Here is a 13,351-nt window from a genome sequence, read left to right as displayed (position 1 = left end):
TTTTCTCAGAAGTGACCGTCCAGGCGGTCACCGAACTCGATAATAAAGCGGCTCATTGCCATGCGCCAGTCCCTCAAAGGCATTGTCCATTTCTGTGAGGCCGCCTGTATCGCCAGCCACACCACCTTTTTCACTGCGTCGTCGGTCGGGAACACCTTGCGCTTTTTGATGGCATGCCGGATCACGCTGTTTAACGACTCGATGGCGCTGATCGTGTAGATCACCTTGCGGATGTCCGTTGGGTAGGCAAAGAACGTGGCCAGATTGGCCCAGTTTGCCTGCCCGCTTCGACTTATTTGCGGGTAGCGGATGTCCCAGGCACTGGAGAACGCTTCCAGCGCCTGCAAGCCGGCTTCTTCCGTAGGGGCCTGATAGATAGCTTTCAGGTCGCGGGTGACGGCCTTGTAGTCCTTCCAGGAGACGAACCGCAGGCTGTTGCGCACCATATGCACGATACACAGCTGGAGCCGCGCCTCCGGATACACCGCGTTAATAGCGTCAGGGAAACCTTTCAGCCCGTCTACGCAGGCGATAAGGATATCGTTCAGGCCGCGGTTTTTCAGCTCTGTCAGCACGTTCAGCCAGAACTTTGCGCCTTCATTTTCGGCCAGCCACATACCTAGCAACTCTTTCTGGCCTTCGATGTTGATGCCCAGCGCCAGGAATGCTGGTTCCGGTCACATCCGATCACTGATTCCGATTTCACCCGATCACTAATTCTGATTTCATCCGATCACTGATTCCGGTCGCTCGATCAGCGATTCCGATTCTGTCCGATCGCTCATCTTCTGTTCCGCCATACTCTGGAGACTTTTAGCTTCCGGGGGCATGGCATGACACGTAAAAAGAAGAAAGAGAGAACGGAAATGTGCATCTATATTAATGTGTTACGTATGAAATTCGAGCAGCGTCGCTCGAATCGCACTATCGCAGCAGCGCTCGGCATAGGCTGTACTACCGTGCACGATATCCTCGGCCGATTCACGGTAGCTAACCTGGTCTGGCCATTGCCGGCGGAACTGTCCCCCGTCGACCTCGACCGCCTGCTCTATCCCGGCAAATCCGGAAAAGTTATCAATACCTTACCCAGCTGGCTTGATATCGATACCGAGTTAAGCCGCAAGGGCATGACCAAGCAGCTGCTCTGGATGGAATATCAGTCCGCCGTGGGCGGTGATGCCCTCGGTTACTCACAGTTTTGTGCACTGTTCCGTGACTGGAAAAAGAAGCAGCGGCGTTCCATGCGCATGGAGCACAAGGCTGGCGAAAAGCTCTTCATCGACTTCTGTGGCCCCACCGTACCTATCGTCAACCCTGCGACCGGTAGCGTACGCCAGGTCGCTATCTTCGTCGCTGCCATGGGCGTGTCAGGCTATGCGTATATCGAAGCCTGCGAAGGCCAGGACATGGCATCGTGGCTCAACGCCAATAGCCGCTGCCTGCACTTCATGGGTGGGGTTCCGGAGCTGATGATACCTGATAATCTGCGCAGCGCTGTCAGCCCACCTGACCGCTATGAGCCGGTCATAAACCAGAGCTACCAGGCGCTGGCAAATCACTATGAGACAGTGGTGCTACCGGCGCGCCCGAGAAAACCGAAAGACAAGGCGAAGGCAGAATCAACGGTGCAGCTGGTAGAACGCTGGGTTTTGGCCCGGTTGCGTAAACGTAGGTTCTACTCGCTGGCCGAACTCAACCAGGTGATACGAGAACTCAATCATGAGTTGAATTTGCGCCCGATGCGTCATTACGGCGGACAAAGTCGCCTTGAACGCTTCGAGCAGCTGGACAAACCGGCTCTTGGGCCTCTACCGCCCACACAATGGGAATACAGTGAGTATCTCGTTGCCCGAGTGGGACCTGATTACCACATAGACTACGGCAAAAACTGGTACTCGGTGCCGCATCCGCTGGTTGGCGAGCGCGTTGACGTCATCGCCACCCAACGGCTGGTGCAAATCCACCATAAGGGCGTCTGCGTGGCTACGCACCCTCGCAGCGATAACGCCTATAGGCACACGACTCAGGCGGCGCACATGCCGGCTAACCATAAGGGGCAGAGTCAGTGGACGCCGGAAAGGCTGTGCAGTTGGGCGCTGTCGGTGGGTGTGTGCACACTGAAAGTGGTCGAGTCCATCCAAAAGAGCAAAGCCCATCCGGAGCAGGCTTACCGCTCCGTGCTGGGGCTACTCAATCTGCAACGGCGCTATGAGACGACGCAACTGGAGAAGGCCTGCGCGCTGGCGTTGGAGAAAGGGTGCATTAACCGCTCTTTCATAGCCAACGTATTGAAACACGGTCGTGAAAGTGAGGTCACCCAGGACGGAGCCGGCGTATCAATGCTGGTTCACGAAAACCTCCGAGGTCCGGACAGTTATCACTAAGGAGAATAAATATGGATACACTGTTAATGGCTCTGCGAGAGCTGAAGTTGTCGGCAATGGTCCAGGCGTTGGAGACGCAACGCGAACTCCCGGGGAGTTATGGGGAGCTGGGGTTCGAGGAGCGGTTGTCGCTGATGGTAGAATCGGAAAATTTGCATAGAAAAAACAACCACATATGCCGTCTGCGACGGCAATCGCAAATGCGCTTGCAGGCAAAACCGGAAGATATCCGCTATATCCCTAGCCGAGGAGTGACACCGGAACAGATGCGAGATCTGCTAGGGGGACAATATCTGAAATATCAGAAAAGCATACTCATCACGGGGCCAACAGGTACGGGCAAAACCTGGCTCAGTTGTGCGCTTGGTGAGCAAGCATGCCGGCAGCAATATAGCGTGCGTTACTGGCGAGTGGGTCGGTTGCTGGCCCATCTTCACCAGTGTCAGGTAGACGGGACCTATCTAAAACAGCTTAAGCAGTTAGAAAAAATAGAGTTACTGATCTTGGACGACGTGGGCCTAGAATCAATAAGTCCGATGCAGGCAACGATGCTGTTGGAGGTGATGGAAGATCGCTACGACAAAAGCAGCAGCATCCTGATCAGTCAACTGCCGGTGAAAAAATGGTATGGACTGATAGAAAACCCCACGACAGCTGACGCGTTACTCGATCGGTTAGTACACCCCAGCTATAGACTGGAACTTAAAGGCGAATCACTACGCAAAGAGCAAGGAGTAGCCAGCACAGGAAAAATAGACTAAACCCGAGTCAGAAGATGAGCGAACACGTGAACGAATATCACTGGAATGGGTGATCGGAAAATATCGGAATAACTGATCGGATGTCGCTGGAACAGCTGATCGGATACGTCGAAATCTGCAAGGAACACAGATTTGTTGATGATGCGGCTGTCCTGCCGGACTTTTAGAACGATACAGTCAAGATAAACAATGGGATAGACTGCATCCAGAGGCCGGTTTTGCCATTCGACGAGCCTGTTTAGAAATTTGTGTATTTGCCTGATTTTGATATGTTCAATCCAACATCAAAAACAGGTTAATTTATGGACGAAAAACAGTTGCAGGCTCTGGCTAACGAACTGGCCAAAAATCTCAAAACCCCTGAAGATCTCAGTCACTTCGATCGGCTGCTGAAAAAAATCAGCGTCGAAGCAGCTCTCAATGCCGAAATGACCCATCACCTCGGCTACGATAAAAATCAGCCTAAACCGGGGACCAACGCCCGCAACGGCTATTCCACAAAAACCGTTACCACTGGCGATGGCCCGCTGGCGCTGCGTACTCCGCGCGATCGTGACGGTTCCTTTGAACCGCAACTGGTGAAGAAGAACCAGACCCGGATTACCGGGATGGATAACCAGATTTTATCGTTGTACGCCAAAGGGATGACCACCCGCGAGATCGCCGCCGCGTTCAAAGAGCTGTATGACGCCGATGTCTCGCCGGCGCTGGTCTCAAAGGTCACCGATGCGGTCATGGAGCAGGTTGTCGAATGGCAAAACCGGCCTCTGGATGCAGTCTATCCCATTGTTTATCTTGACTGTATCGTTCTAAAAGTCCGGCAGGACAGCCGCATCATCAACAAATCTGTGTTCCTGGCGCTGGGCATCAACATCGAAGGCCAGAAAGAGTTGCTAGGTATGTGGCTGGCCGAAAATGAAGGCGCAAAGTTCTGGCTGAACGTGCTGACAGAGCTGAAAAACCGCGGCCTGAACGATATCCTTATCGCCTGCGTAGACGGGCTGAAAGGTTTCCCTGACGCTATTAACGCGGTGTATCCGGAGGCGCGGCTCCAGCTGTGTATCGTACATATGGTGCGCAACAGCCTGCGGTTCGTCTCCTGGAAGGACTACAAGGCCGTCACCCGCGACCTGAAAGCTATCTATCAGGCCCCTACGGAAGAAGCCGGCTTGCAGGCGCTGGAAGCGTTCTCCAGTGCCTGGGACATCCGCTACCCGCAAATAAGTCGAAGCTGGCAGGCAAACTGGGCCAATCTGGCCACGTTCTTTGCCTACCCAACGGACATCCGCAAGGTGATCTACACGACCAACGCCATCAAGTCGTTAAACAGCGTGATCCGGCATGCCATCAAAAAGCGCAAGGTGTTCCCGACCGACGACGCAGTGAAAAAGGTGGTGTGGCTGGCGATACAGGCGGCCTCACAGAAATGGACAATGCCTTTGAGGGACTGGCGCATGGCAATGAGCCGCTTTATTATCGAGTTCGGTGACCGCCTGGACGGTCACTTCTGAGAAAAGGCATTTACACAGAATCGTGTACAGGGTCCATTCGACAGAGCCTGTTTAGAGCCTGTTTAGAAATTTGTGTATTTGCCTGATTTTGATATGTTCAATCCAACATCAAAAACAGGTTAATTTATGGACGAAAAACGACCCTGTACACGATTCTGTGTAAATGCCTGTATCGCCAGCCACACCACCTTTTTCACTGCGTCGTCGGTCGGGAACACCTTGCGCTTTTTGATGGCATGCCGGATCACGCTGTTTAACGACTCGATGGCGTTGGTCGTGTAGATCACCTTGCGGATGTCCGTTGGATAGGCAAAGAACGTGGCCAGATTGGCCCAGTTTGCCTGCCAGCTTCGACTTATTTGCGGGTAGCGGATGTCCCAGGCACTGGAGAACGCTTCCAGCGCCTGCAAGCCGGCTTCTTCCGTAGGGGCCTGATAGATAGCTTTCAGGTCGCGGGTGACGGCCTTGTAGTCCTTCCAGGAGACGAACCGCAGGCTGTTGCGCACCATATGTACGATACACAGCTGGAGCCGCGCCTCCGGATACACCGCGTTAATAGCGTCAGGGAAACCTTTCAGCCCGTCTACGCAGGCGATAAGGATATCGTTCAGGCCGCGGTTTTTCAGCTCTGTCAGCACGTTCAGCCAGAACTTTGCGCCTTCATTTTCGGTCAGCCACATACCTAGCAACTCTTTCTGGCCTTCGATGTTGATGCCCAGCGCCAGGAACACAGATTTGTTGATGATGCAGCTGTCCTGCCGGACTTTTAGAACGATACAGTCAAGATAAACAATGGGATAGACTGCATCCAGAGGCCGGTTTTGCCATTCGACAACCTGCTCCATGACCGCATCGGTGACCTTTGAGACCAGCGCCGGCGAGACATCGGCGTCATACAGCTCTTTGAACGCGGCGGCGATCTCGCGGGTGGTCATCCCTTTGGCGTACAACGATAAAATCTGGTTATCCATCCCGGTAATCCGGGTCTGGTTCTTCTTCACCAGTTGCGGTTCAAAGGAACCGTCACGATCGCGCGGAGTACGCAGCGCCAGCGGGCCATCGCCAGTGGTAACGGTTTTTGTGGAATAGCCGTTGCGGGCGTTGGTCCCCGGTTTAGGCTGATTTTTATCGTAGCCGAGGTGATGGGTCATTTCGGCATTGAGAGCTGCTTCGACGCTAATTTTTTTCAGCAGCCGATCGAAGTGACTGAGATCTTCAGGGGTTTTGAGATTTTTGGCCAGTTCGTTAGCCAGAGCCTGCAACTGTTTTTCGTCCATAAATTAACCTGTTTTTGATGTTGGATTGAACATATCAAAATCAGGCAAATACACAAATTTCTAAACAGGCTCCACTTCTGAGAAAAGGCATTTACACAGAATCGTGTACAGGGTCCGATCAGTCCATACCATTTTTTCACCGGCAGTTGACTGATCAGGATGCTGCTGCTTTTGTCGTAGCGATCTTCCATCACCTCCAACAGCATCGTTGCCTGCATCGGACTTATTGATTCTAGGCCCACGTCGTCCAAGATCAGTAACTCTATTTTTTCTAACTGCTTAAGCTGTTTTAGATAGGTCCCGTCTACCTGACACTGGTGAAGATGGGCCAGCAACCGACCCACTCGCCAGTAACGCACGCTATATTGCTGCCGGCATGCCTGCTCACCAAGCGCACAACTGAGCCAGGTTTTGCCCGTACCTGTCGGCCCCGTGATAAGTATGCTTTTCTGATATTTCAGATATTGTCTCCCTAGCAGATCTCGCATCTGTTCCGGTGTCACTCCTCGGCTAGGGATATAGCGGATATCTTCCGGTTTTGCCTGCAAGCGCATTTGCGATTGCCGTCGCACACGGCATATGTGGTTGTTTTTTTCTATGCAAATTTTCCGCTTCTACCATCAGCGACAATCGCTCCTCGAACCCCAGCTCCCCATAACTCCCCGGGAGTTCGCGTTGCGTCTCCAACGCCTGGACCATTGCCGACAACTTCAGCTCTCGCAGAGCCATTAACAGTGTATCCATATTTATTCTCCTTAGTGATAACTGTCCGGACTTCGGAGGTTTTCGTGAACCAGCATTGATACGCCGGCTCCGTCCTGGGTGACCTCACTTTCACGACCGTGTTTCAATACGTTGGCTATGAAAGAGCGGTTAATGCACCCTTTCTCCAACGCCAGCGCGCAGGCCTTCTCCAGTCGCGTCGTCTCATAGCGCCGTTGCAGATTGAGTAGCCCCAGCACGGAGCGGTAAGCCTGCTCCGGATGGGCTTTGCTCTTTTGGATGGACTCGACCACTTTCAGTGTGCACACACCCACCGACAGCGCCCAACTGCACAGCCTTTCCGGCGTCCACTGACTCTGCCCCTTATGATTAGCCGGCATGTGCGCCGCCTGAGTCGTGTGCCTATAGGCGTTATCGCTGCGAGGGTGCGTAGCCACGCAGACGCCCTTATGGTGGATTTGCACCAGCCGTTGGGTGGCGATGACGTCAACGCGCTCGCCAACCAGCGGATGCGGCACCGAGTACCAGTTTTTGCCGTAGTCTATGTGGTAATCAGGTCCCACTCGGGCAACGAGATACTCACTGTATTCCCATTGTGTGGGCGGTAGAGGCCCAAGAGCCGGTTTGTCCAGCTGCTCGAAGCGTTCAAGGCGACTTTGTCCGCCGTAATGACGCATCGGGCGCAGATTCAACTCATGATTGAGTTCTCGTATCACCTGGTTGAGTTCGGCCAGCGAGTAGAACCTACGTTTACGCAACCGGGCCAAAACCCAGCGTTCTACCAGCTGCACAGTTGATTCTGCCTTCGCCTTGTCTTTCGGTTTTCTCGGGCGCGCCGGTAGCACCACTGTCTCATAGTGATTTGCCAGCGCCTGGTAGCTCTGGTTTATGACCGGCTCATAGCGGTCAGGGGTGCTGACAGCGCTGCGCAGATTATCAGGTATCATCAGCTCCGGAACCCCACCCATGAAGTGCAGACAGCGGCTATTGGCGTTGAGCCACGATGCCATGTCCTGGCCTTCGCAGGCTTCGATATACGCATAGCCTGACACGCCCATGGCAGCGACGAAGATAGCGACCTGGCGTACGCTACCGGTCGCAGGGTTGACGATAGGTACGGTGGGGCCACAGAAGTCGATGAAGAGCTTTTCGCCAGCCTTGTGCTCCATGCGCATAGAACGCCGCTGCTTCTTTTTCCAGTCACGGAACAGTGCACAAAACTGTGAGTAACCGAGGGCATCACCGCCCACGGCGGACTGATATTCCATCCAGAGCAGCTGCTTGGTCATGCCCTTGCGGCTTAACTCGGTATCGATATCAAGCCAGCTGGGTAAGGTATTGATAACTTTTCCGGATTTGCCGGGATAGAGCAGGCGGTCGAGGTCGACGGGGGACAGTTCCGCCGGCAATGGCCAGACCAGGTTAGCTACCGTGAATCGGCCGAGGATATCGTGCACGGTAGTACAGCCTATGCCGAGCGCTGCTGCGATAGTGCGATTCGAGCGACGCTGCTCGAATTTCATACGTAAGACATTAATATAGATGCATATTTCCGTTCTCGTTTTCTTCTTTTTACGTGCCATGCCATGCCCCCGGAAGCTAAAAGTCTCCAGAGTATGGCGGAACAGAAGATGAGCGATCGGACAGAATCGGAATCGCTGATCGGGCGACCGGAATCAGTGATCGGATGTGACCGGAACCAGCAGTTTGGCATTCTTAACAGTGTGATCCGGTTAAGTGCTTTAACCATTGCCATTGCCTCACCTACCTGCGCGTCATAGTCATGCAGACTCAGATGACCACCCAGAAGTGTTTTAAACCGGAACATGGCCGTTTCAGCCAGTGAACGCCGGTGATAACCTACTTTCTTTTTCCAGGTATCGTTATTGCCGCTCAGATGCTGATTTGCCACCGCATGGTTACGCTCATGGTATCGAGCTAGCCAATATTGCGCACCACTTCGCGGTGGGATAAGCGGCTTTATTTTTTTCCTCAGCAGAGCATCATGACAGTAACGCGTATCGTAAGCACTGTCAGCCGACGCTTCCCTGATTTTCCGGTGGGTTTGGTTAATCAGCCCGGGCAGCGCCTGCGCATCTGTCGTACCGCTTAGCGATAAATCGGCACAGATAATTTCATGTGTCGCGCTATCTACTGCCAGATGAAGCTTGCGCCATACTCTGCGCCTCTCAGCCCCATGCTGCCTGACTTTCCATTCGCCTTCGCCGAAGACTTTCAGGCCGGTGCCATCGATGACCAGGTGTGAGATTTCGCCGCGGGTTGGCGTTTTTATGCTGATGTCGACGGTTTTTGCTCGCCGGCTAACCAGAGAGTAATCTGGGCAGCGCAGCGACAGCCCCATCAGTTTAAAAATCGAGTCAACGAAACCCTGTAACGCCCGGAGCGAAAGGTTAAACACGCGCTTTATCATCAGAACCGTGGTAATGGCCATATCGGTGTAGTGAAGCGGCCGGCCACGATGTTCAGGTGGTGTACTCTCAGTCCATGCAGCAATGGCTGACTCATCAAGCCATACTGTCAGGTCCCCCCGCTGCCTGAGCGCATTGTTGTATGCGGGCCAGTTGGTGATTTTAAACTTTTGCTTTGCCATGGGGACCTGATGTTGAAACGAATGTAGTGATCAGAGCCGTCAGTCACCTAAAAGTTCGATTTATTCAACAAAGCCCCGCTTAGCCTCTATTAAATAAAGATCTCTTTCCGTTTAGCTTCCATTTAAATCAAGGTCGTGGAATTTGACATATATCATGCAATAGACTTTTTTGTAATGTTAGCATTTCCATGATTAATCGGCTTAGGCGTTTATCAGCTTATAGCGCGGTTATTTCACCCTTATGCGGCTTTGTTGAATAAATCGAACTTTTAGGTGACTGACGGCTCTGATCACTACATTCGTTTCAACATCAGGTCCCCATGGCAAAGCAAAAGTTTAAAATCACCAACTGGCCCGCATACAACAATGCGCTCAGGCAGCGGGGGGGACCTGACAGTATGGCTTGATGAGTCAGCCATTGCTGCATGGACTGAGAGTACACCACCTGAACATCGTGGCCGGCCGCTTCACTACACCGATATGGCCATTACCACGGTTCTGATGATAAAGCGCGTGTTTAACCTTTCGCTCCGGGCGTTACAGGGTTTCGTTGACTCGATTTTTAAACTGATGGGGCTGTCGCTGCGCTGCCCAGATTACTCTCTGGTTAGCCGGCGAGCAAAAACCGTCGCCATCAGCATAAAAACGCCAACCCGCGGCGAAATCTCACACCTGGTCATCGATGGCACCGGCCTGAAAGTCTTCGGCGAAGGCGAATGGAAAGTCAGGCAGCATGGGGCTGAGAGGCGCAGAGTATGGCGCAAGCTTCATCTGGCAGTAGATAGCGTGACACATGAAATTATCTGTGCCGATTTATCGCTAAGCGGTACGACAGATGCGCAGGCGCTGCCCGGGCTGATTAACCAAACCCACCGGAAAATCAGGGAAGCGTCGGCTGACAGTGCTTACGATACGCGTTACTGTCATGATGCTCTGCTGAGGAAAAAAATAAAGCCGCTTATCCCACCGCGAAGTGGTGCGCAATATTGGCCAGCTCGATACCATGAGCGTAACCATGCGGTGGCAAATCAGCATCTGAGCGGCAATAACGATACCTGGAAAAAGAAAGTAGGTTATCACCGGCGTTCACTGGCTGAAACGGCCATGTTCCGGTTTAAAACACTTCTGGGTGGTCATCTGAGTCTGCATGACTATGACGCGCAGGTAGGTAAGGCAATGGCAATGGTTAAAACACTTAACCGGATCACACTGTTAGGAATGCCAAACAGCGTCCGCATCATGTAACAATCGCCCTGATAGGGAGGAAGTCGTCACAAATTTCGGATTTATTCAACAAAGCGCCCTTATGCATGTCGCTTGCGCTGTTTTGTCGTCTCATTAACAAATCAGCGCAATAAGTTGAAAAGGCCTGCTGAAAAGGAGCCTGTTTAGAAATTTGTGTATTTGCCTGATTTTGATATGTTCAATCCAACATCAAAAACAGGTTAATTTATGGACGAAAAACAGTTGCAGGCTCTGACTAACGAACTGGCCAAAAATCTCAAAACCCCTGAAGATCTCAGTCACTTCGATCGGCTGCTGAAAAAAATTAGCGTCGAAGCAGCTCTCAATGCCGAAATGACCCATCACCTCGGCTACGATAAAAATCAGCCTAAACCGGGGACCAACGCCCGCAACGGCTATTCCACAAAAACCGTTACCACTGGCGATGGCCCGCTGGCGCTGCGTACTCCGCGCGATCGTGACGGTTCCTTTGAACCGCAACTGGTGAAGAAGAACCAGACCCGGATTACCGGGATGGATAACCAGATTTTATCGTTGTACGCTAAAGGGATGACCACCCGCGAGATCGCCGCCGCGTTCAAAGAGCTGTATGACGCCGATGTCTCGCCGGCGCTGGTCTCAAAGGTCACCGATGCGGTCATGGAGCAGGTTGTCGAATGGCAAAACCGGCCTCTGGATGCAGTCTATCCCATTGTTTATCTTGACTGTATCGTTCTAAAAGTCCGGCAGGACAGCCGCATCATCAACAAATCTGTGTTCCTGGCGCAGGGCATCAACATCGAAGGCCAGAAAGAGTTGCTAGGTATGTGGCTGGCCGAAAATGAAGGCGCAAAGTTCTGGCTGAACGTGCTGACAGAGCTGAAAAACCGCGGCCTGAACGATATCCTTATCGCCTGCGTAGACGGGCTGAAAGGTTTCCCTGACGCTATTAACGCGGTGTATCCGGAAGCGCGGCTCCAGCTGTGTATCGTGCATATGGTGCGCAACAGCCTGCGGTTCGTCTCCTGGAAGGACTACAAGGCCGTCACCCGCGACCTGAAAGCTATTATCAGGCCCCTACGGAAGAAGCCGGCTTGCAGGCGCTGGAAGCGTTCTCCAGTGCCTGGGACATCCGCTACCCGCAAATAAGTCGAAGCTGGCAGGCAAACTGGGCCAATCTGGCCACGTTCTTTGCCTACCCGACGGATATCCGCAAGGTGATCTACACGACCAACGCCATCGAGTCGTTAAACAGCGTGATCCGGCATGCCATCAAAAAGCGCAAGGTGTTCCCGACCGACGACGCAGTGAAAAAGGTGGTGTGGCTGGCGATACAGGCGGCCTCACAGAAATGGACAATGCCTTTGAGAGACTGGCGCATGGCAATGAGCCGCTTTATTATCAAGTTCGGTGACCGCCTGGACGGTCACTTCTGAGAAAAGGCATTTACACAGAATCATGTACAGGGTCCTGACCGGCGTATACCGGCGCTCGGCCGGCGAGATCCTGCTTGCCGGCCGGGCGGTGGAGCCCAAGGGTACCGCCGACGCGCAAGCGATGGGTATCGGCACCGTTTACCAAGAGGTGAATCTGCTGCCGAATCTGTCGGTGTCAGCCAACTTATTCATCGGCCGTGAGCCTGTTTGTTTCGGTTTGGTCTCACATCGGAAAATGAATGCCCGCGCCCGGCAGATTTTGGCTCAATATGGCCTGGCAGTTGATGTAGCCATCCCTTGGCCAATTATTCCAGCGCGATACAGCAAATCGTGGCTATTGCCCGGGCGGTCGATCTTTCCGCTCAAGTGTTGATCCTCGACGAGCCCACCGCCAGCCTGGACGCGAATGAAGTGGCGATGCTGCTTGATATACTGCGGCAACTACGCGACAGCGGCGTCGGAATGATTTTTGTAACGCATTTTCTCGATCAGGTTTACCAAATCAGCAATCGTATCACCGTACTGCGCAACGGCCAGTTGGTTGGCACCCGCGACGCCGCGACGCTGCCGCGGCTTGAACTGGTGCAAATGATGTTGGGCAAAATGTTTAACGAGGCTGACTTGAAACGTTCCGCTCGGCCGGTAAGCCGCGCGGACCCGCTGGTGTCTTTTCGTCAATACGGCCGCCGCGGTACGGTGGCGCCCTTTAATTTACAGGTACGGCCCGGCGAGATCGTCGGTCTGGCGGGGCTGCTGGGATCCGGCCGTACCGAAACGGCGCAACTGCTGTTTGGTATTAAGCCTGCGGACAGCGGCGAGGCCCGTTTGGCCGGCACGTATTCGTCTATCAAACCCGCGCCGGACCGCTCATTTGGGTTTCGGTTATTGTCCGGAAGACCGAAAAAATGAGGGCATCATCGGTTCCGCCACGGTGCGTGAAAATATCATTCTAGCGTTACAGGCACAGCGCGGCTGGTTCCGGCTGCTGCCGCTGCGTGAGCAACTGCGCATCAGCGATTCGTTTATTCTCCTGCTGAGTATCCGCACCCCCGGCCCCGAGCAGGAGATCCAGTATCTTTCCGGCGGCAATCAGCAAAAAGTGCTGCTATCGCGCTGGTTGGCCACGCAGCCGCGCTTTCTAATCCTTGATGAACCCACCCGCGGTATCGATCTTGGCGCCCATGCGGATATTAGCCGGGCCATCGAGGCGTTATGCGCTGACGGGATGGCGCTACTGGTCATCTCGTCGGAACTGGAGGAGATGGCCGGGTACGCCGATCGTATCATTGTCCTACGCGATCGTCGGCACGTGGCCGAGTTGGCGTGCCAGCAAATCTCGGTCGCCGGTATTATGCAGGCCATCGCCGCGCAACCCGAGGAGGCCGCCCTTGAGCAGTAAACCCTTGTCCACGCCGGCCGGCGCG

Annotated in this window: 4 protein-coding genes and 8 pseudogenes; 6 read left to right on the top strand and 6 right to left on the bottom strand. The window is 53.6% G+C overall.

From position 1 onward, the window contains the following. Window positions 1-5: 5 nt before the first annotated feature. Window positions 6-665, bottom strand: a pseudogene (locus SOPEG_RS26885) (IS256 family transposase); the annotation flags it as partial. Window positions 666-833: 168 nt separating this feature from the next. Here SOPEG_RS26885 and istA (SOPEG_RS21975) point away from each other — a divergent pair. Next, entirely contained in the window at window positions 834-2,384 is a 1,551-nt protein-coding gene (gene istA, locus SOPEG_RS21975; RefSeq protein ID WP_071882290.1) for an IS21-like element ISSoEn3 family transposase, read from the top strand. Between the two features lie 11 nt (window positions 2,385-2,395). Continuing rightward, a complete protein-coding gene (istB, locus tag SOPEG_RS21970) occupies window positions 2,396-3,145 on the top strand; it encodes an IS21-like element ISSoEn3 family helper ATPase IstB (RefSeq protein WP_025245871.1) in 750 nt (249 codons plus the stop codon). A gap of 116 nt (window positions 3,146-3,261) precedes the next feature. Here the strand turns inward: istB (SOPEG_RS21970) and SOPEG_RS28120 are convergent. Further along, window positions 3,262-3,375: pseudogene (locus SOPEG_RS28120) on the bottom strand (transposase); the annotation flags it as partial. A gap of 72 nt (window positions 3,376-3,447) precedes the next feature. Between SOPEG_RS28120 and SOPEG_RS21965 the strand changes: the two are divergent. Further along, entirely contained in the window at window positions 3,448-4,656 is a 1,209-nt protein-coding gene (locus SOPEG_RS21965) for an IS256-like element ISSoEn2 family transposase (protein ID WP_025246951.1), read from the top strand. 155 nt (window positions 4,657-4,811) lie between these two features. Here SOPEG_RS21965 and SOPEG_RS21960 read toward each other — a convergent pair. From SOPEG_RS21960 to SOPEG_RS21945, 4 genes and pseudogenes are all read right to left on the bottom strand, one after another. Then, window positions 4,812-5,933: pseudogene (locus SOPEG_RS21960) on the bottom strand (IS256-like element ISSoEn2 family transposase); the annotation flags it as partial. Between the two features lie 116 nt (window positions 5,934-6,049). Next, window positions 6,050-6,677 (bottom strand): annotated as a pseudogene (gene istB, locus SOPEG_RS28980) (IS21-like element ISSoEn3 family helper ATPase IstB); the annotation flags it as partial. An 11-nt stretch (window positions 6,678-6,688) separates the two neighbouring features. Next, the gene (gene istA, locus SOPEG_RS21950) at window positions 6,689-8,239 is read right to left on the bottom strand and encodes an IS21-like element ISSoEn3 family transposase (RefSeq protein WP_025246949.1); all 1,551 of its coding nucleotides are present in this window, start codon (window positions 8,237-8,239) and stop codon (window positions 6,689-6,691) included. A gap of 122 nt (window positions 8,240-8,361) precedes the next feature. Continuing rightward, window positions 8,362-9,267 (bottom strand): annotated as a pseudogene (locus SOPEG_RS21945) (IS5-like element ISSoEn1 family transposase); the annotation flags it as partial. A gap of 320 nt (window positions 9,268-9,587) precedes the next feature. On the opposite strand from SOPEG_RS21945, the pseudogene SOPEG_RS21940 reads away from it, so the two are divergent. The 3 pseudogenes from SOPEG_RS21940 to SOPEG_RS21930 form a co-directional block, all read left to right on the top strand. Then, a pseudogene (locus tag SOPEG_RS21940) lies at window positions 9,588-10,512 on the top strand (IS5 family transposase). 207 nt (window positions 10,513-10,719) lie between these two features. After that, window positions 10,720-11,927 (top strand): annotated as a pseudogene (locus SOPEG_RS21935) (IS256-like element ISSoEn2 family transposase). 22 nt (window positions 11,928-11,949) lie between these two features. Beyond that, a pseudogene (locus SOPEG_RS21930) lies at window positions 11,950-13,326 on the top strand (sugar ABC transporter ATP-binding protein); the annotation flags it as partial. Window positions 13,327-13,351 lie beyond the last annotated feature (25 nt).

This window comes from Candidatus Sodalis pierantonius str. SOPE (assembly GCF_000517405.1).
Classification (GTDB): Bacteria; Pseudomonadota; Gammaproteobacteria; order Enterobacterales; family Enterobacteriaceae; genus Sodalis_C; species Sodalis_C pierantonii.
The sequence above is the reverse complement of the archived record's forward strand: the minus strand, read 5'-3'. Positions and strand labels throughout refer to the sequence as shown.